The following is a 22447-nucleotide window of genomic DNA, read 5'->3' on the forward strand; positions in this document are numbered from 1 at the left end:
TCTTTTTCTTTTTAATTTTTATTCTTCACTTGCATTAATGACCGTTTATTCAATAACAGTTACCAATTCTTCCATTGGTTTTCTAACCTTTACTAAATTTACCAACCAATCTTCACTTTCATTTCTATACCCCAATGGTAATAGCACTGCACTGCGTAATCCTTTTTCGCGTAAGCCTAAAATTTTGTCTACAGCAGCCGGATCAAAACCTTCTATAGGTGTAGCATCTACTTCTTCAAATGCCGCAGCAGCAATGGATTGAGAAAATGCAATATAAGCTTGCTTAGCAGCATGATTAAAGTTTTCTTCAGGGTCTTTCTGAGGATACATATCTAACAACATTTTGCGATAATTTTCCCATCCTTCGTTTTTAAAACCACGTATTTCATTGGTCAAATCGAACATATAATTGATTCTATCTTCTGTATAATTATCCCATGCTGCAAAAACCAATAGGTGAGAACAATCTGTAATCATAGACTGGTTCCAAGCTACAGGTCTAATCTGTTCTTTAATATCTTGATTTTTAACCACTATAATTTCAAACGGTTGTAATCCACTAGAAGTAGGAGCAAGGCGGGCTGCCTCTAAAATACGTTCTACTTTATCTTCGGCTACCTTTTCTCCATTCATTGCCTTAGCGGCATATCTCCAATTTAATTTATCTAATAATTCCATTTTAATTTTTCTATTTTAAGTTGCGTTTTGCTAATTGTTCTATATCGTTTGATGTTATGATAACATCGGTATTACTCGTTGTATTTGCTAAATTCAACATTGCTTGCGCAATGCTTTCTGCATTAATTATTTTATACTTTTTAAGCGGACCAATAAATAGTGGCTGAATGGCTTTGAATAGTACCAACCCTATTTTTTCTAAAATCCTTCGTTCTTCCCTATCACCTCCAATTAATGAGGGTCTTAGTATAGAAGTATTTGGAATGCCTTGGTTGACAACATCTTGCTCCATTTCTCCCTTAGTTCTATTATAGAACACACTACTTTTTTTATTCGCGCCCATTGCAGACACTACTAAATAAGTTGGGATACCGTTTTCCTTCGCTAATATTGCTGCAGCTACAGGAATACCGTAATCAATGTTTTTATACATTGTTTTATCTGGAGTCTTCTTCGCTGTGGTACCTATACAACAGTACACTTCGTCTGCCGTAAAATCATTTTTGAAATGTTCTAATTCTAAAAGATTACCAATATACTGTTGCACTTTGTTTGGTAGCCCTTCTATTCTAGATCTAGAAAATAATTTAATCGTTTCGTACCTGTCATCAACTAGTAGTTTTTCTAACAATAAACCACCCGTTAAACCGGAAGCCCCTAAAATAATTGCCGTCTTTTTCATATTAGTTACAAACTTTTATACTACTCCATGCTGCTTGGTATGCTTCCTCTAATTCTTCTTTATCCATTTTTACAGAACCACGATTCTGAGTAATCATAAGAAAAGAAAGCGGATTAATTGCATATGCATACAACATGTAATCTGACAAGGGCTTTATAATTCCTTCTTTTTTGCCGCGTGCCCATAAATCGAGTAGCGGTTGTAGATGCTTAATACCCTCTTGTCTACTTTCTTCATCTATCATTGGTGTATTATCGCATTGTGCAAGAAACATGGCATTTGCGCATTCTTTAAGTTTAAACTCAGCAATACGTTTCCAAATCACCTCAAAACCCTCTTCAACCGGCATGGTGTCATTATATGTCGCAAATGCATATGCCGTGTAGCTCGCTTTAACCTCTATATAGGTCTTGTTCACTAAATCTTGCTTATTTTCAAAATAGAGATATATAGTCGCTGGGGACACACATGCCATTTTTGCAATCTTGCTCATGGGTGTGGCATGAAAACCGTCATTGTTTACCAACTCAATGGTGGCATTTATCAATGCGTTTCGTTTGTCTATACTTTTTTGAAGTGCTGCCATTTTTATTATATCAGAGTACAAAGATATAGAAAATGAACGTTCATTCTTTTTTATTAACAGAACTTTAATTTGAAAGGAAGAAATAGTAGTTAAAAAAGAATAATATCCTTATAAAATCTAAGAACATTCTGCAGACATGGTATTTCTTATTTCTATAACTTTAAAGAATAGTAAAAAGGTAGTTCCTAAGTCCTTTTCAATTTTATAATGAATCTCTTAATTTGTTATTCTAAATAACTATACTAAATGTATAAAATTCTATCGTTAGATGGCGGCGGAAGCTGGGCTATTATTCAACTACTTACGCTTAAAGATAGATATGGTAATATAGAAGGTCGCGAGATATTGAAAAAATTTGACCTTGTTATTGCCAATTCTGGCGGAAGTATTGTTTTAGCGGCTCTTGCAGAAAATTATACTTTAGATAAGGCTATTTCTCTTTTTAAAGAAAAGCAAAATAGAGAGCAAATTTTTCATAAGAACTCTTTTAAAGATCGTTATTTTCCTGTGGATTATTTGGGACTTTTTAATGCAGGATTTGGACCAAAATATAGTGCTACCAAAAAAAAGGAAGCTTTTGAAAATCTATTTCCAGAGATTGATAAAATTCAGATGGATGAGCTGCCAACTCTTATTGGCAAAGAATCACTAAAAATTGTAGTTGCAACATATGATGCGTTAAATAACAGAGCCAAATTCTTTAAATCGTTTTCAACAAATCCTAATGAGTATGATTCTGTTAAACTTACCCAAGCTATAAACGGATCATCTAACGCTCCCGTTCAATATTTCGATTTTCCAGCGCGATTTAAAGCGAAACAAAGTGAAATATATTATGAGTTATGGGATGGCGCCTTAGGCGGATTCAACAACCCTATTTTAGCCGGAATCATAGAGGCTTATAAACTAGGAGTAGACTTAAAAACCATTCAAATTATATCTCTTGGAACAAGTAATTCGTTAATGTCATTAGATGCGAAGAAAAACTTTTGGGATTGGAAACAGATTGCATTAATTTTTAGAAGAAAGAAATTTGCTTTCTCTAAATGGAAACCGCAATTCAATTTCTTTAAAGAAACGGTTCTTCATCAAGCAAAAACTATTTTATACCAACCACCAGATACTGCCAACTATATTGCCATGATGTTTTTGCAGGTAGCTACGGGTAAATTACTTAACGAGCAAATTATACGCCTATCGCCATTAATTCATTATGACGAACAAACTGATGAATCAATAACACCACTAGTTCAAGAGTTGTACAAGTTAGATATGGACCTCACTAAAGATGAAGAAATTAATACATTGATTAAATGTTTTGATGCTTGGAAAAGCGGGAAGTTGTACAATCAGCCTATAGAGTTTAAAGTGGAGCGTAATAATGATTTATCGCTTATTAAAGGGGATAAATGGTACCATGATGGCATGGATAGGTGGAAGAGTTGGGAAAATATTGAATAATCTCCACATTAAAAATTCTCTACTTAGAACTGATATTCTTTATAAATATTCAGCTTTGCTATCGTAATAAAGTTTATCAATGCTTTTACCTATTTTTGAGAAACTAGATAACTCAACACCATGACACTAAAACAACAACTCTACATCATTACTTTTTTGTTTACATTACCACTTATAGCTCAAGAAAGTAGCCCTTCTGAAGTATTTTGGAACACTTTAAAATCTCATTGCGGTAAGGCATACGAAGGTAGTTTGGCTTTACCTGAAGAAGATGAAAGTTTTGGAGGCAAAAAACTTGTAATGCATGTTAGAGCCTGCAGTGATAACGAAATTAAGATTCCGTTTTATGTGGGTGACGATAAATCTAGAACATGGGTAATAAATAATGATAATGGCATTCTTACTTTAAAGCATGACCATAGACATGAAGATGGTACTGAAGATGATGTAAATTTTTACGGCGGTACGGCTAGTAATGCGGGTAAAGAAGATATTCAGTTTTTCCCTGCTGATGTTGCTACTCAAAAAATGATACCTGGTGCTGCTACCAATGTTTGGTGGATAACCATTGACGATACTACTTTCACATATAATCTAAGAAGATTAGGTACTGATCGCGTCTTTAAAGTAGTAATGGATATCACTAAGCCAATTACTGAACCAGAAGCTCCATGGGGTTGGATAGACAAGTAATATTGAATAACTACATAATATATTATTAGTTATTTCACTGTTTTTCAGTGAGTCTATCACCTTTAGCTATTTTATATCACTAATAATCATATTGATGTTACTACCAAATACATTGCTATGATGTTTTTGCAAGTAGCTTCTAGGAAATTACTTACCTAGTAAATTATAATCTTAACGCCTTTAATTCAAATTGATGAACAAACTGATGAATCAACAATTCCTTTGGTTCATCAGTTTGTATAAGTTAGCTATGGACCTCATTAAAGTTGAAGGAATTTAAACATTGATTAAATATTTCGATGTCTGGAAAGCGGGACATTTATATAATTAGCCTATAGAGCTCAAGTAGAAAGCTTTAATGATTTATCGCTAATTAAAGGGGATATATGGTACAAAGAAGTAGTGAATAGGTGGAGAAGCTGGCAGAAAAAATAAAGTCAATTTATTTTATTCTACGCATTGTTACTATGCTTTTTTTATGTTAAATTTAACAAAATATAAACATTATCTTTAAACCAGAACATAAATATTTAACACTAAACACTATATTAATATGAAGAACACGATTAAAAAAACGGGCAAAATTTTAGCCTTAGGTTGTACATTTGGCGCAATGCTATTTACTTCTTGTACCGAAGATAAATTGGCATCTGATGTAGAAGAAACACAAGAAGTGAAATCTTTAGAAATCAAATTAAAAGCGCCCACCAATACACCAATTATTATAGATGATCTTGGCGTTACTAATTCACAAACAGAAAAATCTAGTAATGCCACTAAAGGTCGATACAATATTACCTTAAAGTATTTACTACCACCTACAGAAAGACAAGTGGAAGTATTTGAAGCTGCAGCGGCACGATGGGAGCGTATTATTATTAAAGATGTACCAGATGTTAGTGGTCCTATACCTTCTGCTTTTGAAGGTTTTCCAGATATTGATACTATTGATGATTTGGTTATAGAAGTTGCTTTAGCACCAATTGACGGACCAGGTGGTATTTTAGGACAGGCAGGTCCGCAGTTCGTAAGAACCGAAGATTTTCTATCATTAACAGGAGTAATGTTCTTTGATGTTGAAGATTTAGATTTTCTGGAAGAAATTGATTTGTTCGAAGAAGTAATCGTTCATGAAATGGGTCACGTTTTAGGCGTAGGTACTCTTTGGAATACAGCTCCTTTCGGATTTGATAGAACCCTAAGAGCAGGTCCTGATAGCAACCCATACTTTACAGGTAAAAATGCCAATGTATTTTGGAATGCTGAAGGTGGAACTAATGAATTACCTATTGAGAACATGGGTGGTCCTGGTACTGCTTTAGGTCACTGGAGAGAAGCTACTCTAAATAATGAACTAATGACAGGATTCTTAAATCTTGGAGAAAACCCATTAAGTAGAATAACTGCTGGATCAATGAGAGACCTTGGTTACGGTTCTGCTTCTGTTGGCGAGTCTTATGACTTACCACGTGGTACAGAAGGTGTTGATATTAATGATCTTGGTGATTTTGGCACTGCTGAAAATCAAGGTTTAAATATTGCTAAAATGGAAGTTTTACTTGGAGTTAGAGGTTTTGTAAATGCTAAAAAATAATACCTAAGTATTTTAGCTTCTTACTAACATACAATCATTACTACTATAAAGCTTGCATCAAAGAAATTTGTTGCAAGCTTTTTTTTATTTAATCCTGATTAATACTCATTACTCTGCAATCTTCCAAATCACTTTAATTGTAACCTTTAGCCTTTAATACCCTCGCCTAGTAAAACTGTAGCTATCTTTGCCAAAAATAATTTTATGTCAAGGCAGTTTTCAGATTTAGGAATCAATAAAGAAATTCTACAAAGTTTAGAAGAGTTACAAATTACTGTTCCTACAGATATACAACTAAAAAGCATTCCTGTTGTCTTAAAGAAAAAAGATGACCTTGTTGCATTAGCAAAAACAGGTACGGGTAAAACCGCTGCTTTTGGCTTGCCATTACTACAGATAATAAATACAGAAAACACAGCCGTACAGGCCGTTATTTTAGCGCCAACAAGAGAATTGGCCCAGCAGATACATGAGAACCTAATTTCGTATGCGAAACATAGTCCGGCGATATCTATAGCAGCGGTATGTGGTGGTATACCTATAAAACCTCAAATAGAACGTTTAAAAACGGCAACGCATATTATTGTTGCTACACCTGGTCGATTAGTCGATTTGGTAAAACGTGAAGCTATAGACATTAAAAATTTAAAATACCTGGTTTTAGACGAAGCGGATGAAATGGTGACTGCTTTGAAAGAAGATTTGGATACCATAATCGAAGGCATTCCAAAATCTCGCCGTACGTTATTATTCACTGCTACCATGTCTGGCGCAATAAAACAGCTAGTTCAAAATTACATGTCTAAAAATGTAGTTCATGTTGAGGCTGATATGTCAACACTTGGTCACCAAGGTATTGATCATAAATATGTAGTAGTAGAGCCTATTGAAAAATTAGATGTGCTTATGCATTTCTTGAATACCAAAGAAGGGCAGCAAGGTATTATTTTCTGTAAAACAAAAGCAGCAGTCAACAAATTAGCAAAAAACTTAGCTATCAATAAATTTTCATCTGGTGCTTTACACGGTAGTTTATCTCAAGGTATTCGTGATCGTATAATGGGTCAGTTTAGAGATGGACATATAGATATATTGGTGGCTACAGATTTGGCAGCTCGTGGTATTGATGTAAAAGAACTGGGGTACGTAGTTAATTATCATTTACCTGATACTTATGATGCCTATGTTCACCGAAGCGGTAGAACTGCTAGAGCAGGAGAGAAGGGACTTTCATTAACCATTCTACAAAAAGAGGAAGTAGCCGAAGTATTTGATTTTGAAAAGGAATTAGGTATTTCTTTCTCGAAATACCAAAAGGCAGATGCACAGAGTATAGAAGAGAACAACACATTGCTTTGGGCTAAAAAAATCTTTAAAACTAAACCTAATCGTGAAGTATCTGAAGAATTTAAAACTAAGGTAAGAACGATATTTCATCACTTGACCAAAGAAGAATTGGTAGAGAAAATATTAGCGAATTACCTAGCTCAAAATGCCAGTTTAAATATTAAACCAGAGGAACCGAAAAAGAAGAAATAATTATAAAAATCACTAGTAATCGTTATTGTTAACGACTTTTTACAGCATAAAAAAGCCGACTTATTAAGTCGGCTTTTTTATTTGATATATGGAAAGTTAGAGGTCTACAAATATGCTTTTAGCATTTCGTTTTGAGACTTGTTACGCAATTTACGTACAGCCTTTTCTCTAAGTTGTCTTACTCTTTCTCTGGTTAAGTCAAAAAGTTCTCCAATTTCACTTAAACTTTTAGGGTGACTTTCACCAATGCCATAATACAGCTTAATTATTTCGCTTTCTCTACTAGGCAATGTATTTAATGCTTGATTAAGATCAGTTTTAAGTGAATCCATCATCATACCTGCATCTGGTCTGTTTGCATCCTTAGAACTTACTACATCATATAAATTAGATGATTCTCCTTCTTGAAAAGGTGCATCCATTGATAAATGTTTGCCCGAGTTTTTTAATGCAAGCTTTACCTGCGTACTACTCATATCCAATTCTCTAGCTATTTCAGTAGTACTTGGTGGTCTTTGTAGAGATTGTTCCAAAGTAGAATACACCTTTTTGATTTTACTGATTTCACCAATTTTGTTCAATGGAATACGTACCATTCTAGATTGCTCAGAGATTGATGATAATATTGATTGTCTAATCCACCAAACAGCATAAGATATAAACTTGAAACCTCTGGTTTCGTCAAAACGTTTTGCCGCTTTTACCAAACCAATATTTCCTTCGTTGATTAAATCTGAAAGTCGTAATCCGCTACCTTGATATTGTTTTGCTGTAGAAACTACAAAACGTAGGTTAGCGTTTACTAAGGTATTTAGGGCATTTTGATCTCCTTCACGTATTTTTCTAGTCAGCTCCACTTCTTCATCTGCGGTAATCAAATCAATCTTTGATATTTCTTGAAAGTACTTTTCTAATGATTTAGTGTCTCTGTTTGTAATTTGCTTAGTGATCTTCAGTTGCCTCATATATTGTCTTTGTTTTTATCGTTGTTATAATGTAAACTATTTTTTAATGAAATCCTAATGAAATCAAGTATTTGCTGTAATTATTTTAATGAATTTTTAAAATCGTTTAATTAAATATAATATTTTATAGTAATTTGATGTTATTTTATCAAATCTCTAATATGTAGACAATAGTTATCCCTAGAAATCACTCCTTTAGAAAAAATCTCAAAATTCGAACTAACCATAACAAACCAAAATGAGAACAACCATCACATTCATTATCTTTCTTTTCTCTTCCACTTTTCTTTTTGCGCAAACTCCTGTACAATCCTATTTTGAATGGACAAACTTGCCATTCACAAAAGAAGAGTTAAGTGAACGTCGAGATAACTTAATGAGTATTTTAGAAGAGCAAGGCAAATCAGGAGTAATAGTTATACCTGCTAATGACGGATTTTCGTTCGGTGAAACGTTTAGACAGGCAGATGATTTTTATTACTTCACCGGTTTAGAATTACCAAATGCCATTTTAGTAATGAATGTTGCCAACCATTCGGTAACTATATATACTCCTGAACGAGATTTACGTTTTGAAAATGGTTCTAGGGTAAATGATTTTCCGGGTAGACCTTTATTGAACGATAAGAACATTACTGAAAAAACCGGAGTAATCCTCGCATCTATTGATGACTTTAAAGCTTTAATGGATACTGAAAGTAAAAAGGAAAATACGGTTTTAATTAATAATGGGCGACAAGGTGACATTGCGTATGCATCTGACGCATATATAGCTACCTATACTCCAGTACAAGTTTTGTTACAAGCCCTGAGCAATAAACATCCCAAACTGAAGCATGAAAATATATACGAGGCAGTTGCCAATGTACGTATGATTAAATCTGAAGCTGAAATTGAAATTATACGTAAGGCTGCTACAATAACAGTAAATGGTATTAAGCAATGTGCTACAAAGATAAAACCTGGTGTAGATGAGCGTTATTTAGAAGGTATTCTTGAAGGCGATTTTAAAATAAACGGATCTCAACGCTTAGCTTTTGGTTCCATCATTAAATCTGGACCTAATTCTCATTGGCCATGGCGAATATTAGCAACCCACTATAACCGTAGAAATAGAGTTATGGAAAATGGAGACTTAGTTATTTTTGATGTCGGTTGTGAGTATGAGCAGTATGTTAGTGATATCGGTAGAACCTTTCCCGTATCTGGTAAATTTACCGATAGACAGAAAGAGATTCTTGTCATGGAAACTAAAATAGCCGATGAAATAATTAAGTTTCTAAAACCCGGTATTACATTTAAAGAGATACAAACGCTTACTAATAGCATTATTCCTGCTGATGCAAAAAAGTATATGCAAGTAGGTTTATTCTTTGGTCATCATTTAGGTCTCTCTACCGGAGATCCTAATATATCTACCGCAGAATTAAAACCAGGTATGGTTTTTACAGTTGAGCCATGGTATTATAATCATGATGAAAACATATCAGTTTTTACTGAAGATATGATTCTTATCACTGAAGATGGCTGTGAGGTATTAAGTGCCGATTTGCCTAGAACTCCAGAAGATTTAGAGAGATTGATAAAGGGCTAGATATCTATTTATTAACGTTTAGAATACTATTAACGGACGTAATAACTAACTATACAAGGTATTGTCATGCGATATTACATGCTTTTTCACCTTGTTCTGAAACTCTTGCGGAGTTTGTTCTGCGTGTTGTTTAAAAAAGCGACTAAAATAGGAATGATCTTTAAAGTCTAGGTTATAAGCAATTTCCTTTATTGTACTCTCACTATGTATAATCTGTCTTTTAGCCTCTAAAATTAATCGGTCATGAATTAATTGTACTCCGGTCTTATCTAGTTTTTCTTTCAATATCTGATTCAATCGTTTTGCGCTAATACCCAATTGCTCTGCATAGAATTTGGCATTACGCTCTTCTTTATAATTGTTTTCAAGCAAAAGCATAAACTCATAAACGCGCTTTTCATTTATATCTTGAAGGGTAAAATGTTGTTCTTTTAAATGTATCAACTTTAATAGAAAGACTTTCAAAAGTGCTTTGACCATAATTAAGTTAACAGTCTCTTTATTGTAGTCATCCTTCAATAATTGTAAAACGGTCGCCAATCCTTTACTGGTTTCTTCATTCACCTGTAAACAAGAAAACTCTCCTTGAATATTAAATATTCTAAAAACATCTAACAAAAACTCTTTTAAATCGCCTTCTAATAATTCTTGCTTAAAGGAAATAAGCACGCCGTTTTTACCTGCTTTGTTCAATTGATGAACTCTGTGTGGCGGAATCAAATAGATCCAATCTCCTTTTAAGGTTTGAAAATCATGTTGTGGCTCATGAAGTGCATCCTCATTAACCAACCAAACGATTTCATAGAAATCTCTTCTCGCAGGGTCATTTAAATAGGATGGAGGACAGTTTCCTAAATCTTTAATGTATAAAACTTGATCACTCAGCATAATTCAATTTTTTTTAGCACTTCAATAGTCATTTTCAATAAGTAATTATTACATGTTATAATTCAGTCATTTCCAAAATGTACCACAAAAATAGAAAATAATACCAATGATATTTGTGTTATGGGCAGATTGTACCACACATCTATCAAATTGTATAAGTATTAGGATAAGTACGGCTATAACTTTGTACTCGAATTAATGAAGCAGTAAAAAATTACACAGTAATTATGGAAAATTTACTTGAAAACAAAGATACCCAGTTGGTTGAAAGTGCTATGAATATCATTATAAATGAGCACATAAAACTAGTACATGCCATAAATTATGATGAAGTAGCTGCACTGATTCCTATTATAACCAATGCCAAGCAAATTTTTATAATGGGTGCTGGTAGAACAGGGCTAATGATGAAAGCCGCCGCTATGCGTTTAATGCACTTAGGCTATAATGTTCATGTAGTAGGCGAAACCACTTCACCAGCAATTACAGAAGGTGATGTGTTGATTGCAGGTTCTGGATCCGGTACAACTGGCGGTATTGTAAATGCTGCAAAAACTGCGAAGAAAGTTGGTGCAGATGTAGTATGCATAACTACTAATGGAAATTCACCTTTGGCTAATTTATCTAAACAAACAGTATTAATACCTGCTGCACAAAAACAAGAGCGTGACGAAAATGTATCTAAACAATATGCAGGTAGCCTTTTTGAACAATCGTTGCTTTTGGTTTTCGATGCTTTAATACAAACGCTTTGGGATCTTGACGGTAGTTCTGCTTCTGAATTATGGGAGCGTCATGCGAATATGGAATAATTACAAATAGAAATACAGATATAAATTAAGAACATTTTAAATAACATATTATGGCAAAATTACAAGTAGCAATAGATTTATTAAATATTGATGACGCTATTGCATTAGCAACCAAAGTTGCTCCGTATATAGATATTATTGAGTTAGGTACACCGCTTATTAAAAGTGAAGGTTTAGCAGGTATTAGAAAGATGAAAGATGCTTTTCCTGATAAATTAGTACTGGCTGATTTTAAAACTGCAGATGCTGGTGAGCTAGAAGCTAACATGGCTTTTGGTGCTGGTGCAGATTATATTACAGTATTAGGTGCAACGGGCGATTCTACAATTGCAGGTGCTGTCAAAGCAGCAAAAGCACACGGTAAAGGTGTAGTTGTTGATACCATTGGCGTAAAAGATAGAGTAAAACGTGCTAAAGAAGCTATTGCTTTAGGTGCTGAGTTCGTAGAATTGCATGCTGGTTTAGATGAGCAAGCTGAAGACGGATACTCTATTCAAGTACTAATTGATGAAGCAACTAGAGCAGGAGTGGCAGTTTCGATTGCAGGCGGTGTTAATTTAAGCAGTATTACCGCGGTTAAAAACTCTGGAGTAACGGTTGCAGTAGCTGGTGCAGCTATCTATGGTGCAGAAGATCCTGCTAAAGCTGCCAAAGAATTACAAGCATTGGCAATGGCTTAAGTAGTAGAAGGCAATAGTTACACTTTTACAGCAACACAAATCCTCATTATTTTAATGGGGATTTGTTGTTTTATACCACTATCGATATTTATACATTAAAATATTTAAAATCCAAAATCAACTACAACCAAAAAATCCTATCTAAAATATTATTAGATAGGATTTAAAGTATCATTACTTAAAGTATTACTCGTAGAATTTAGAAACCTCAACCAATGATTTTCTTTCAATATCTGGCACATATGTTGGTGTCTTTGGGTAACCAACTGGCAACAGTAAAAATGCGCGTTCATTACTTGGCCGACCCAATAGCTTTGCTAGAAAGTTCATAGGACTTGGAGTATGTGTTAGTGTAACCAATCCGGCATTGTGTATCGCTGTAATTAACATCCCTGCAGCAATACCCACAGATTCGTTTACATAATAATTTTTAACTTTTTCACCATCGGTATCTATATCATGTACTTTTTTGAAAATGATTATAAGCCAAGGGGCATCTTCTAAAAACGGTTTGTACATATTCGTGCCCATTGGTTCTAAATCTTTCAACCAACGTTCGCTCATTCTACTTTCATAGCTTTCTTTCTCTTCTGCTTCAGCGGCTTCTCTAATCTTTGTTTTTAATTCTGAGTTAGATACCGCACAAAAGGTCCATGGTTGTTTATGCGCACCTGATGGTGCTGTAGAAGCCGTTTTAATCAACATTTCTATCACTTCTTTTGGAACAGGTGTATCTGCATATTCCCTAACCGATCTTCGCTCATCTAAAAGATTATAAAAAGCCTCGCTCTGTTTTATAAGTTCATCTTGAGACAAGGCATTTTCTTTATAAAGTACATGCGTATGTCCGTTTACAGATATATGAGATTCGGTTGCCATTTTTTTGAGTGTTATTTAAATTTCTATTTCTACTCTCAAAGATATTGCTTTTTTAAAGTAACATTTAATACGGTTGTTTTAATCATTGAAACAATAATTATGAACTAGTTTAAGTGAGAACCTAATTCAATTACCTCCAAACATCTTACGTTCACTGAGAGCTACTCTAAAGCCACTTAAAGTTAACATCTTGCTTTTGCATTAGCGCTAAGTTTGAAACCATAATAGACAATAGCAATTAAGTATGAGATATTATTTTCAAGTAATGATGGTTTTAGTAATGGCAACCAGCCAAGCCCAAAACTCAGAAGACAACATTAATTATAGTAGTTTTATTACGGACGAAAATGTTCACGTACAACTAAGCACGTTTGACCAAGCCACAATGCTTACCATGCTACATAAGGGCTTTTATGTTTATTTTGATGTTAAGGGTAAAAGAAAAAAGAATGTGGCTATACAGTATCCTATAAACATTGCACCTCCTGAAAGACCAAATAGAAACGAAAGAAATAATGGAACCCGAGAAGAACTAGAAGAGGAGCAAAGAGTTCCTGATATTGCCACACTGCTAGCCGAAATGCCAAAAATTGGGGAATATACCAATCTAGATTATGAACAAGAATTCCATTTAGACTTAAACCAATTAGGAGTTTCTATTACCTACGTTTATAATGAAGAAAACAAAGAGCTTCAATACGAACTAATCATTCCGAAATATAAAATTAGCGATGCTAACTTATCTAAACTATCCATTGGTATCGTAACACCTAAAAGGGAAAAAGAATCTAAAGATAAAGATTCAAACATCAGTTTTGGCGGTGGTGGTCAAGGCGGTGGAGGTGGTGGTAGAGGAGGACAAGGAGGTCAAGGCGGCGGTGGTCGCGGCAGATCTCAAGGTGGACCATCACCACAAAATGATAGACCAGAAGAAACGACTATAGATATTTGGTTTAAGGCAGACATAGGTTAAATGGACTGTTTAACGTTTTAAAATCAATAATTATTAACTCACTAATAGCTTTAATCCCTAAAATATACAGTTATAAATGATGATTCGAAAAATGTTCTAAGATTCCGTCAACGATACGTGTAAAATGCTTCTTTTCTTACTATTTTAATTTTCATGGAAGATAGAAGTACGTTTATACGAACTGAAATACTAGCAGGTATTAGTTCATTTTTAGCAACATTTTATATCATCATTGTAAACCCATCAATTCTTTCTGCTTCCGGAATGCCCTTTTCTGCAGCGGTAACCTCAACGGTACTTGTTTGTGCCTTTGGTAGTATTATGATGGGATTATATGCAAAAAATCCCTTTATTATCGCACCGGGCATGGGTTTAAATGCCTTTTTTACCTATACCGCCGTATTAGGCTTAGGTTTAAGTTATCAAGCTGCCTTAGGTGCCGTTTTCTGGGCAGGTATTTTATTTCTAATCCTAAGTGTTCTTAAAGTCAGGGATAAGATTGTACTTGCCATACCACACTCCCTAAGATTTGCCATTGCTGCCGGTATCGGACTTTTTATTTCTTTTATAGGTTTCCAAAATGCAGGTTTTATTATTGACGATAAAGCAACCTTAGTTGGTCTGGGTTCACTTAAAGACCCTATGTGTCTTACTTTTTTAGTCGGACTAATCATTACTGCCATATTAATAGCTAAAAGGGTTACGGGAGCTATGATTATAGGTATAGTATTAACTACTATTCTTGCCTGACCAATTGGCAGATGGTGGGGAGATGCCTCTCTTGTAAATTATGGCATCCCTACTATTGTTAATTACTCAGGAGTTTTCTCAATGCCAGACTTCAGCTTATTATTCAAAGCTGACTTATTAGGTTCTATTAAATATGCATTTTTACCAGTAATCTTTGTATTTGCTTTTACAGATTTATTCGATAGTCTTTCTACATTCGTGGGTTTATCAGAAGCATCTGGCTATAAAGATGAAGACGGAAATCCAAAAAATCTTAAAAAATCTTTAATGGTAGACGCGGTTACCACCATATTTTCAGGTTTGGTAGGCACGAGCTCAGGTACTGCGTATATAGAGTCTGCTGTTGGTATTCGCGAAGGTGGTAAAACGGGACTTACAGCAATTACTGCCGGCATTCTTTTCTTACCATTTCTATTCTTCTCTCCATTGTTATCCATAGTTCCAAGTATAGCTAGTTCTATTGCATTGGTTTTAGTAGGTTCTTTTATGATGAAACCGTTAACTAAAATTGATTGGAATACAGCAGATGAAGCTATTCCGGTTTTCTTTACCATGATACTAATGCCATTAACGTACAGCATAACCACAGGAATCATTTTTGGTTTTCTAACATATACCTTACTAAAACTCTTTGTTGGTAAGAAATCAGAAATAAACCCAGTGTTATTAATTATAAATGCATTATCAATTCTTTACCTATGGCTATAAGACACTATCTAATTTTTCTAATGCTATTTGCTTTATGCGGAGTAAAAGCCCAACGTATTGCAATTATGGGCGCGATGGACGAAGAAATAGAACTTCTAAAGGGGCAATTAGAGAACAAAGAAGAAATAGAGAAAAACGGAATTATATTCTACACCGGTAAACTTAAAAACAAGGAAGTTGTTCTTCTAAAGGCTGGTATTGGAAAGGTAAATGCGGCATACAGTACTGCAATACTTACTACTCACTTTAAACTTAATGCGCTGATTTTTACTGGTGTCGCTGGCGGATTGCACCCAGATATACTACCAGGTGATATTGTTATTGCCGATAGTTTGGTTCAATATGATTTTGGGCAATTACAGAATGATGAATTTATAACATGGCCAACACGAAATCTTATTAAGAATACTAAAAACCCGGTATTTCTCTCTGTAGATAGCACCTTACTTCATACAAGTAAAATAGTCTCTAATACTATTCAACTAAAGGCATTTAAAAACAGAGTGCCTAAATTCTATATAGGGACAATTGCTACTGGTGATACTTTCGTAAGCGATGCTATGAAGGCTAAAGCTTTATACTCCAATTTTAATGCGCTTGCCACTGAAATGGAAGGAGCCGCGGTAGCCCAGATTTGCACAATGTTAAATCTACCTTATATCGTAATACGTAGTTGTAGCGATAATGCAAATACCGACGCTCATACAGATTATTTTAAATTTGTTGAAATCGCTGCCGTAAATTCAGCCCAAATGGTTTTGGCTTTACTTGAAAATACGCTCTAAAATCCCCCCATGTTTTCATCTATAAATAAAGGCGGTTAATAGGTTTAAAAAGCTTATTTGTATATAATCTTTTTAATAACACATCGTTAAGAGTACTTTTGCTATTAAATTAAAACACATAACCATGAAAAAAGTAATTGCAACATTCATTCTAGCAGCTACAATAACTAGCTGTAATAGCGTAAAAAATATGGATACCTCTAAGGTTTCAGATGCTGCTCAACTATTAGGTTCTTTAAGCTCTAACTCTACAGTACAACAAGTAGCAAGTCTATTTAGTCTTTTAGATACTAATAATGACAAAGCTATTAGCTCTACAGAAGCTATTGGCTCTGTAGCTGAAAACTTTGATGTATTAGATACTGATAACAGTTCTAATCTAAACCTTACTGAACTAGAAGGTATTCTTGCTTTGTTGAAGAAGTAAATTATATGATATTTAAAAAAGGCGTATTCATTAGAATACGCCTTTTTTTGTTTTTAGTACTTACAGATATTAATAATTTACAAGGTGGTTATCTAATTAAAAGAAGGCTGTTCCACTACATAAGATTCTACAGAGGTGCCATCTTCACTACCGCTCCAATCAGAACCAAAAAGTACTCTTGTACCTGTGGGACTAATTACTGCATGTGGCTCTCCCCAATAATCAAACTCATCTTCATCGGCTCTATGATGTCCAATTCTGTATAGTTCTACATTACCAGGTGATACATAAGCTATTACCAGTTCTTGATCCAACAATGCCTGACCGTCTCCTTCAAAACCAATCATTGATGCTGCAATCCATCCCGGATTCTTATGTGCAACAGCCGAAATATGTGTTCCCGATTTCGTATAGGCATAGCCCAAACCTTCTGATATGACCGGTAAGCAATCACCAGTGTTCAAATCATAGGCAATGATATTTCCTTGGCATCCACCATTTGGTCCGGCATCAAAACTTACAGAGAAATTTGTATCCGTACCATCTGCCATTTGTCCTAAGCAAGAATGTTCTGGCTTAGTCATATTTAATCTTGCTTTAAAATCTCCATTGGCATCATAGGATGATACATTATGATAGAACAAGTTTCCACTTGGCGCTGGCATTGCCGCTGTATAATTGACATCATCTAAATTGAAAGTGACTAATTCTTGTGTAGATATTCTATAAGAATAAGATTCGTTATTGTCGCATCTAAATCCTATAAGATCAGAATCCCAAGACATCATTTGCACGTCATTGCCCATACTAATGCTTCCTGAACAGTTAGAAACATCTTTAAGATTCACAAGTATATCTTTTGTACCTGATGATACTGTGTACTTTACAAATTCATCGGTAGAGGCATCCAAATAATACAAAACATCGGGGTTATTAAAATCCCAAAACAACTGCTCTAGATCGTCTGGTCGTACATCATCTAAATTCCGAATAAACTCATATGTCATACCATTAAGTAACTGATGAACTCCGTTAGTTTGATCATACAAGATCATTCTAGTTTCATCTGCGTTCCATGCCTGTATAGTACTATACATGGGTTTTATTACTCCACCATTACCAGCATTAGAAATTCTACGAATAATTGTTCCAAAAGACGGATCAACTATCGTTTCTAAATAATCTGGTTTTGCAACATCTTGCATAGGGTGTGGTTCAAGGTCATTTGCAACGAGTGTTGTTGCTACTTCTACTGATATTATATTTTCATCAGTTGCTGGTTCCGTTTCTTCCTCTTCTTCAACCGTTTCTTCAGCTGTTTCAGTTTCAGCGTCAATACTGTCATTTATTGGTAAAACAGCTTCTTCATTAGTACAGCCAATTATGGCACAACTAAGACTAAATAACCATAGGCAAGTCTTCAATTTTCGCATAACGTTTTAATTTTGGGGTTATATTATGTACGTTTAGAAATATCGGTATAGTTGTTAAAACAATGATTTTATGTAATTTGACTATAGATTACCCAATCTTCAGGTTATCAAAATTGATTTATGAACAAGCTTATTTTAAATTTAGTAGCGGTATCAATCATATTCATTTGCCAAGGGTGCAGCAGTGATAATAATGAAGCAATCAGCGAAGAAATTGATTCTTCTGAGATAGATATTATTGAAACACCAAGCGTACTAGAAGAAACTTCAAATGATACTATCGTCAACCAAACCAAATTGTTTTGGTTATACTTACATCACGAAGAAATACCCAATGCCTTAATAGAAACCGAGGCGCCAAGACGAGATTTAATTGTAATGAATGCTTGGTTTCATGAATATGTTCAAAAATTTAAATCTGTTAATCCAGATATTAAAACGTTGGTTTACAAAGATCTTTCTTCTACCAGAAGCTATGCTGTAGAAAATGGTACAGACAATGCTTATCTACCCACAGGGATTGGTTTTGAATATGCCAACTCCAATTACCCAGAATGGTTTTTAGTAGATGAGAATAATAATCGATTGGAGTATACCGGCTATACCGATCATTGGCAGATGGATATTGGTAATACAGCATACCAGCAGCTGTGGGCAGACCAAGTGGTTGACGAGCTTGTGGCTAATGATTGGGACGGAGTTTTAATGGATAATGCTATTTATACGCTAGATACATACCATGAAAATATCTTCCCTAAGAACTATGAATCTAATGAAGATTTTCAACTGGCATATAAGTCAATGTTAACGACTATAAACACTAGGCTTAAGGTTGATAATAAAATAGGAATTGCCAATATTACCAATACTAGATTACACCCCGATGTTTGGGAAAGCTATATGCAACATTTAGATGGTGCTTTAGATGAATGGTGGCTTGTTTTCGGCAACGGAAATTACCTTTCTGATTATACTGAAGGATTTATACCGCAGATTAACGAAGTGGTCGTTAATGAGTCGAAAAACAAAATCACCTTGGTACAACCGCATACTTCTACAAATGATAACCAAGGCTTTTATTATGCCTTTGCCAGTTACTGGTTGGTAAACGATGGTTCTACCTATTTTTCTGAACAAGAGGTTACCGATGCCTATAATGAACCTTCGCCTTGGCGAGATGAATACACATGGAATTTTGGGGTAGCCACTGGCAACTTTACGCAACTAGAAAACGGACTCTACCAAAGAGAATTTTCTCGTGCCTTAGTTTTGGTAAACGCAAGTGACACTGGCAGCGTACAATTAGATTTGGACACGCCTTATTTAAATGAAGAAGGGGAAGAGGTAAGTTCTATTGTAGTGAATGCCTTAAGCGGAACCGTGTTGAGAAAGATAAGTGAACAATAGCGTTTCTGTGTACAATTAATCACCCCTTCTATTCTGAAATATATAGAATTTTAAATGACAGTTGTCATATTTTAAAAAAGTAGTCTTCAATACCTTACCCGCAAAGTCAATCCTTTTACAAAAGCACCTATGAATATCAATCATAAAAAGATAAATAGTCTCATTAAAGAAGTGGAAGCTGTATTGCGAAAAATTAGGAAAGAGGAGAAAAAGACGGCACCTACTTTGAAAAAGATACATCTACTTCATAAAATGAGTGCCGTAAATCTTGTGCATTATAAAAGATTTAGAAAATCAGATTTTAGAGTAAGTCAAAGAAAATTAGGTGATTTAGGTATGACTCGCTTTGCGAATGCTCAAGGTCATGTTGAAGATAGCTTGATAAAAGTACTATATCTGTTATACCGTTTAAAAGATGGTAAATCAGCAGATTTTAAGAAAGTAAATTTATCTACTAAAAAGAGTAAAGCACTTTTAAAGTTCAATACAGAATCGCTTTTAGGCTCTCCTTCAAAGGGCCGTAGAGTTCGTATTATGGTTACCATGCCTTCTCATGCCGCGTATGACAAAGAATTCGTTACCACAATGATTGAAAACGGTATGAATTGCGCAAGAATTAATTGTGCGCATGACCACCTGAGGTTTGGCTGGCAATTATTGAAAATATAAAAGAAGCTTCTAAGAAACTTAAGACATCAGTTAAAATTGCAATGGATTTAGCCGGACCTAAAATTAGAACTGGCAACGTTAAACCAGGGGGTAGAATAGTAAAATTCAAACCCGAGAAAGATGATGAGGGTAATGTTGTAAATCCTGTTGATATTGAACTGGTTTCTGCGACTTCTAAAATCATACCGACTAATGCCGTACCTATTGAAGCAGAATGGCTAGACCAACTTACTGTAGATGATACACTTAGCTTAGTTGATGCTAAGAATAAATTTAGAAAGCTAAAAGTAGTTAGCGTGTCTGAAAATGGAATTATTGTAAGGTCTAAAAAACGCATTATTTTTAAAAGCGGTATGCTTTTAGAGTGTAAGAAATTAAATAAAAAAGGAACTATAGGTACTTTACCAGAAATTCAAAAGGCAGTACTACTCCATAAAGGTGATGTTCTAGTGGTAACAAAAGAGAGCATTTTAGGGAGTTCTGCTATCGTAAATGAGATAGGGGAGATTATTGAAAAAGCTCATATTCCTTGTCAGTTTGCTGATATATTCGAAAAAGTGAACCACGGTGATTTAGTTTTATTTGATGATGGTAAAATTGAAGGAACTATACAATCTGTATCCAAAGAAAGTTTTGAAGTAATTATCACTAGAGCTGTAGAGAAGGGAACTAAATTAAAGGCGGAGAAAGGCATGAATTTTCCCAATACTAATTTGGGAACTGGCGGACTCACCCTTAAGGATATAGAAGACCTTGAATTTGTTGCCAAACATGCAGATATTGTCAATTTCTCTTTTGTAAACTCTAAAAAAGATGTGAGCGAGCTGCTATCAGAATTTAAAAGATTGGGGGTATTTGATATTCTTGGAGTCATATTAAAAATAGAAACAAAATTTGCTTTCGATAATCTAGAGGAAATACTACAAGAAGCCATGCAAGTAAGAGATGTTGGGGTTATGATTGCACGCGGTGATCTTGCCGTAGAAACTGGCTGGCAAGATATAGGGCAAGTGCAACATGAGGTTTTATCTATATGCGGATCAGCTCATGTGCCGGTAATTTGGGCGACACAAGTTTTGGAGAACCTCGCAAAAAACGGACTACCATCAAGATCAGAAATTACCGATGTGGTTACGGCGCTAAATTCAGAATGTGTAATGGTTAACAAAGGTCCATATATGGAAGATGTACTGGTACTTTTAAATACAATTCTTTCTAATATGGAAGACTACCAAGAAAAGAACGAAACAATGCTGCCAAAGATTAGAAAACTCTAAGACCTATCAAATTTGATAAAAATCTTGACACTAAGTAAAACACACAGCCCTGCTAAAAACTTGTTTTATAAAACGTTGCTTGTCGTTAATTATGAATTTACTCCAATGTTCTAATTTTTACTTAATATAGTAGCGTATTTAGCCCTTCTCAAATAATGAATAAATCAATTTTTATACTCAGCTTTATTATATTAATAGGATATAGTACTACCATACATTCACAACAATCCATTGATGTTGATTCTGTAGATACTCATTTGACTTCTATTTATAAAAAGTTTAAGGATAATAGACATGACTACGGTGGTAAATATGGAGAAGCTAGAGACAGCATTTTAATACGATTTCAAAACACATTGGCTGAAACACTTAGGAAGGAATCTTTTTTGAATGTAAAATATGATTCGTTATCTGAACACATGAAGATAATAACTTCAAAAGATGATAAACTAAAGATCTTTTCTTGGGATGAATTTAATGGTGGCACCTGGCACATCTATAACTCTATGTATCAGTATAAAGTAAATAATGAGTTGGCCGTAGGTTTTCTTACAACCAAAACTGAGGATCATTATATTACTGATAATACAGAAGTTTACCATTATCAAATTTATAGTATCGACAACGACAAATACCTTGCAAAAGCTTACGGTACACACGGTAGTGGTAAAGAGTTTTACATGTTTAGACTATTAAGTTTTAGGGATGGAGTTTTAAAAGACTGCGATGGCTGTTTTAATGGCGATAATAAATTCATGTACGAGATAAGTAGAGGTCATGATGAATTGATACCACAATACAACCCTGATACCATGGAAATATCATACCATGAGTTGGTAGAGAATTATATCGATGGAGACTTAGATTCCCCATCAGGCTTCATGGATTCTACCGGTAAAATTCTAAAACTGAGGTATAAAAACGGAGTGTTTATACCTCTAGAAAATTAAATCATTTTAAAATAGCG

Annotated in this window: 21 protein-coding genes and 1 pseudogene; 15 read left to right on the top strand and 7 right to left on the bottom strand. The window is 34.5% G+C overall.

The features are described 5' to 3' along the window. Positions 1-45 precede the first annotated feature (45 nt). From BUC31_RS11750 to BUC31_RS11760, 3 genes are read right to left on the bottom strand one after another with little or no spacing between them, the layout of a single operon-like run. Positions 46-678 (bottom strand): NAD(P)H-dependent oxidoreductase, encoded by a 633-nt coding sequence (locus tag BUC31_RS11750; protein WP_073244413.1) that lies wholly within the window; start codon positions 676-678, stop codon positions 46-48. A gap of 10 nt (positions 679-688) precedes the next feature. Further along, a complete protein-coding gene (locus BUC31_RS11755) occupies positions 689-1360 on the bottom strand; it encodes an NAD(P)H-binding protein (protein WP_073244415.1) in 672 nt (223 codons plus the stop codon). Between the two features lies 1 nt (position 1361). Continuing rightward, positions 1362-1946 (bottom strand): TetR/AcrR family transcriptional regulator, encoded by a 585-nt coding sequence (locus BUC31_RS11760; protein WP_073244417.1) that lies wholly within the window; start codon positions 1944-1946, stop codon positions 1362-1364. A gap of 246 nt (positions 1947-2192) precedes the next feature. On the opposite strand from BUC31_RS11760, the gene BUC31_RS11765 reads away from it, so the two are divergent. The 4 genes from BUC31_RS11765 (at position 2193) to BUC31_RS11780 (ending at position 7233) form a co-directional block, all read left to right on the top strand. After that, complete coding sequence (locus BUC31_RS11765) at positions 2193-3407, top strand: patatin-like phospholipase family protein (RefSeq protein ID WP_073244419.1); 1215 nt, start codon at positions 2193-2195, stop codon at positions 3405-3407. A gap of 120 nt (positions 3408-3527) precedes the next feature. Next, on the top strand, positions 3528-4100 hold the full coding sequence (locus BUC31_RS11770; RefSeq protein ID WP_073244421.1) for a hypothetical protein: 573 nt from the start codon (positions 3528-3530) through the stop codon (positions 4098-4100). A 553-nt stretch (positions 4101-4653) separates the two neighbouring features. Further along, the gene (locus BUC31_RS11775) at positions 4654-5694 is read left to right on the top strand and encodes a leishmanolysin-related zinc metalloendopeptidase (protein ID WP_073244422.1); all 1041 of its coding nucleotides are present in this window, start codon (positions 4654-4656) and stop codon (positions 5692-5694) included. A 204-nt stretch (positions 5695-5898) separates the two neighbouring features. Further along, complete coding sequence (locus tag BUC31_RS11780; RefSeq protein ID WP_073244424.1) at positions 5899-7233, top strand: DEAD/DEAH box helicase; 1335 nt, start codon at positions 5899-5901, stop codon at positions 7231-7233. Between the two features lie 104 nt (positions 7234-7337). Here the strand turns inward: BUC31_RS11780 and BUC31_RS11785 are convergent, their stop codons facing one another. After that, a complete protein-coding gene (locus tag BUC31_RS11785; RefSeq protein WP_073244426.1) occupies positions 7338-8198 on the bottom strand; it encodes a sigma-70 family RNA polymerase sigma factor in 861 nt (286 codons plus the stop codon). A 238-nt stretch (positions 8199-8436) separates the two neighbouring features. Between BUC31_RS11785 and BUC31_RS11790 the strand changes: the two genes are divergently transcribed. Then, the gene (locus BUC31_RS11790) at positions 8437-9792 is read left to right on the top strand and encodes a M24 family metallopeptidase (protein WP_084135023.1); all 1356 of its coding nucleotides are present in this window, start codon (positions 8437-8439) and stop codon (positions 9790-9792) included. Between the two features lie 45 nt (positions 9793-9837). Here BUC31_RS11790 and BUC31_RS11795 read toward each other — a convergent pair whose 3' ends face one another. Continuing rightward, positions 9838-10680: a helix-turn-helix domain-containing protein gene (locus tag BUC31_RS11795; RefSeq protein ID WP_073244430.1), complete on the bottom strand. Its 843-nt coding sequence runs from the start codon at positions 10678-10680 to the stop codon at positions 9838-9840. Between the two features lie 227 nt (positions 10681-10907). Between BUC31_RS11795 and hxlB the strand changes: the two genes are divergently transcribed. Beyond that, on the top strand, positions 10908-11492 hold the full coding sequence (hxlB, locus tag BUC31_RS11800; protein ID WP_073244432.1) for a 6-phospho-3-hexuloisomerase: 585 nt from the start codon (positions 10908-10910) through the stop codon (positions 11490-11492). Positions 11493-11542: 50 nt separating this feature from the next. Then, entirely contained in the window at positions 11543-12172 is a 630-nt protein-coding gene (gene hxlA, locus BUC31_RS11805; RefSeq protein WP_073244434.1) for a 3-hexulose-6-phosphate synthase, read from the top strand. A gap of 186 nt (positions 12173-12358) precedes the next feature. On the opposite strand, the gene BUC31_RS11810 is transcribed toward hxlA, so the two are convergent. Next, entirely contained in the window at positions 12359-13051 is a 693-nt protein-coding gene (locus tag BUC31_RS11810; RefSeq protein WP_073244436.1) for a nitroreductase family protein, read from the bottom strand. A gap of 244 nt (positions 13052-13295) precedes the next feature. Here BUC31_RS11810 and BUC31_RS20435 point away from each other — a divergent pair, with 244 nt between their 5' ends. The 4 genes and pseudogenes from BUC31_RS20435 (at position 13296) to BUC31_RS11830 (ending at position 16694) form a co-directional block, all read left to right on the top strand. Beyond that, positions 13296-14024 (top strand): hypothetical protein, encoded by a 729-nt coding sequence (locus BUC31_RS20435; RefSeq protein ID WP_211573866.1) that lies wholly within the window; start codon positions 13296-13298, stop codon positions 14022-14024. A gap of 153 nt (positions 14025-14177) precedes the next feature. Continuing rightward, positions 14178-15482 (top strand): annotated as a pseudogene (locus tag BUC31_RS20560) (NCS2 family permease). Then, the gene (locus BUC31_RS11825) at positions 15473-16267 is read left to right on the top strand and encodes a 5'-methylthioadenosine/adenosylhomocysteine nucleosidase (protein WP_084135024.1); all 795 of its coding nucleotides are present in this window, start codon (positions 15473-15475) and stop codon (positions 16265-16267) included. The pseudogene BUC31_RS20560 and the gene BUC31_RS11825 overlap by 10 nt, the downstream one beginning before the upstream one ends. 124 nt (positions 16268-16391) lie before the next feature. Beyond that, positions 16392-16694: an EF-hand domain-containing protein gene (locus tag BUC31_RS11830; protein WP_073244438.1), complete on the top strand. Its 303-nt coding sequence runs from the start codon at positions 16392-16394 to the stop codon at positions 16692-16694. Between the two features lie 92 nt (positions 16695-16786). Here the strand turns inward: BUC31_RS11830 and BUC31_RS11835 are convergent, their stop codons facing one another. Further along, positions 16787-18127, bottom strand: a complete 1341-nt coding sequence (locus BUC31_RS11835) for a hypothetical protein (protein WP_084135025.1) — start codon at positions 18125-18127, stop codon at positions 16787-16789. A 120-nt stretch (positions 18128-18247) separates the two neighbouring features. Here BUC31_RS11835 and BUC31_RS11840 point away from each other — a divergent pair, with 120 nt between their 5' ends. The 4 genes from BUC31_RS11840 to BUC31_RS11850 all read left to right on the top strand — a co-directional run bounded on the left by BUC31_RS11840 (position 18248) and on the right by BUC31_RS11850 (position 22430). Next, complete coding sequence (locus BUC31_RS11840) at positions 18248-19534, top strand: putative glycoside hydrolase (RefSeq protein ID WP_073244440.1); 1287 nt, start codon at positions 18248-18250, stop codon at positions 19532-19534. Between the two features lie 129 nt (positions 19535-19663). After that, positions 19664-20203, top strand: a complete 540-nt coding sequence (locus BUC31_RS19905) for a pyruvate kinase (protein ID WP_084135026.1) — start codon at positions 19664-19666, stop codon at positions 20201-20203. Positions 20204-20244: 41 nt separating this feature from the next. Next, positions 20245-21480 (top strand): pyruvate kinase, encoded by a 1236-nt coding sequence (locus tag BUC31_RS11845; RefSeq protein WP_084135027.1) that lies wholly within the window; start codon positions 20245-20247, stop codon positions 21478-21480. A 155-nt stretch (positions 21481-21635) separates the two neighbouring features. Continuing rightward, positions 21636-22430: a hypothetical protein gene (locus tag BUC31_RS11850; protein ID WP_073244442.1), complete on the top strand. Its 795-nt coding sequence runs from the start codon at positions 21636-21638 to the stop codon at positions 22428-22430. Positions 22431-22447: the final 17 nt, after the last annotated feature.

Origin of the sequence: Maribacter aquivivus (genome assembly GCF_900142175.1) — a bacterium.
Lineage (GTDB): Bacteria > Bacteroidota > Bacteroidia > Flavobacteriales > Flavobacteriaceae > Maribacter > Maribacter aquivivus.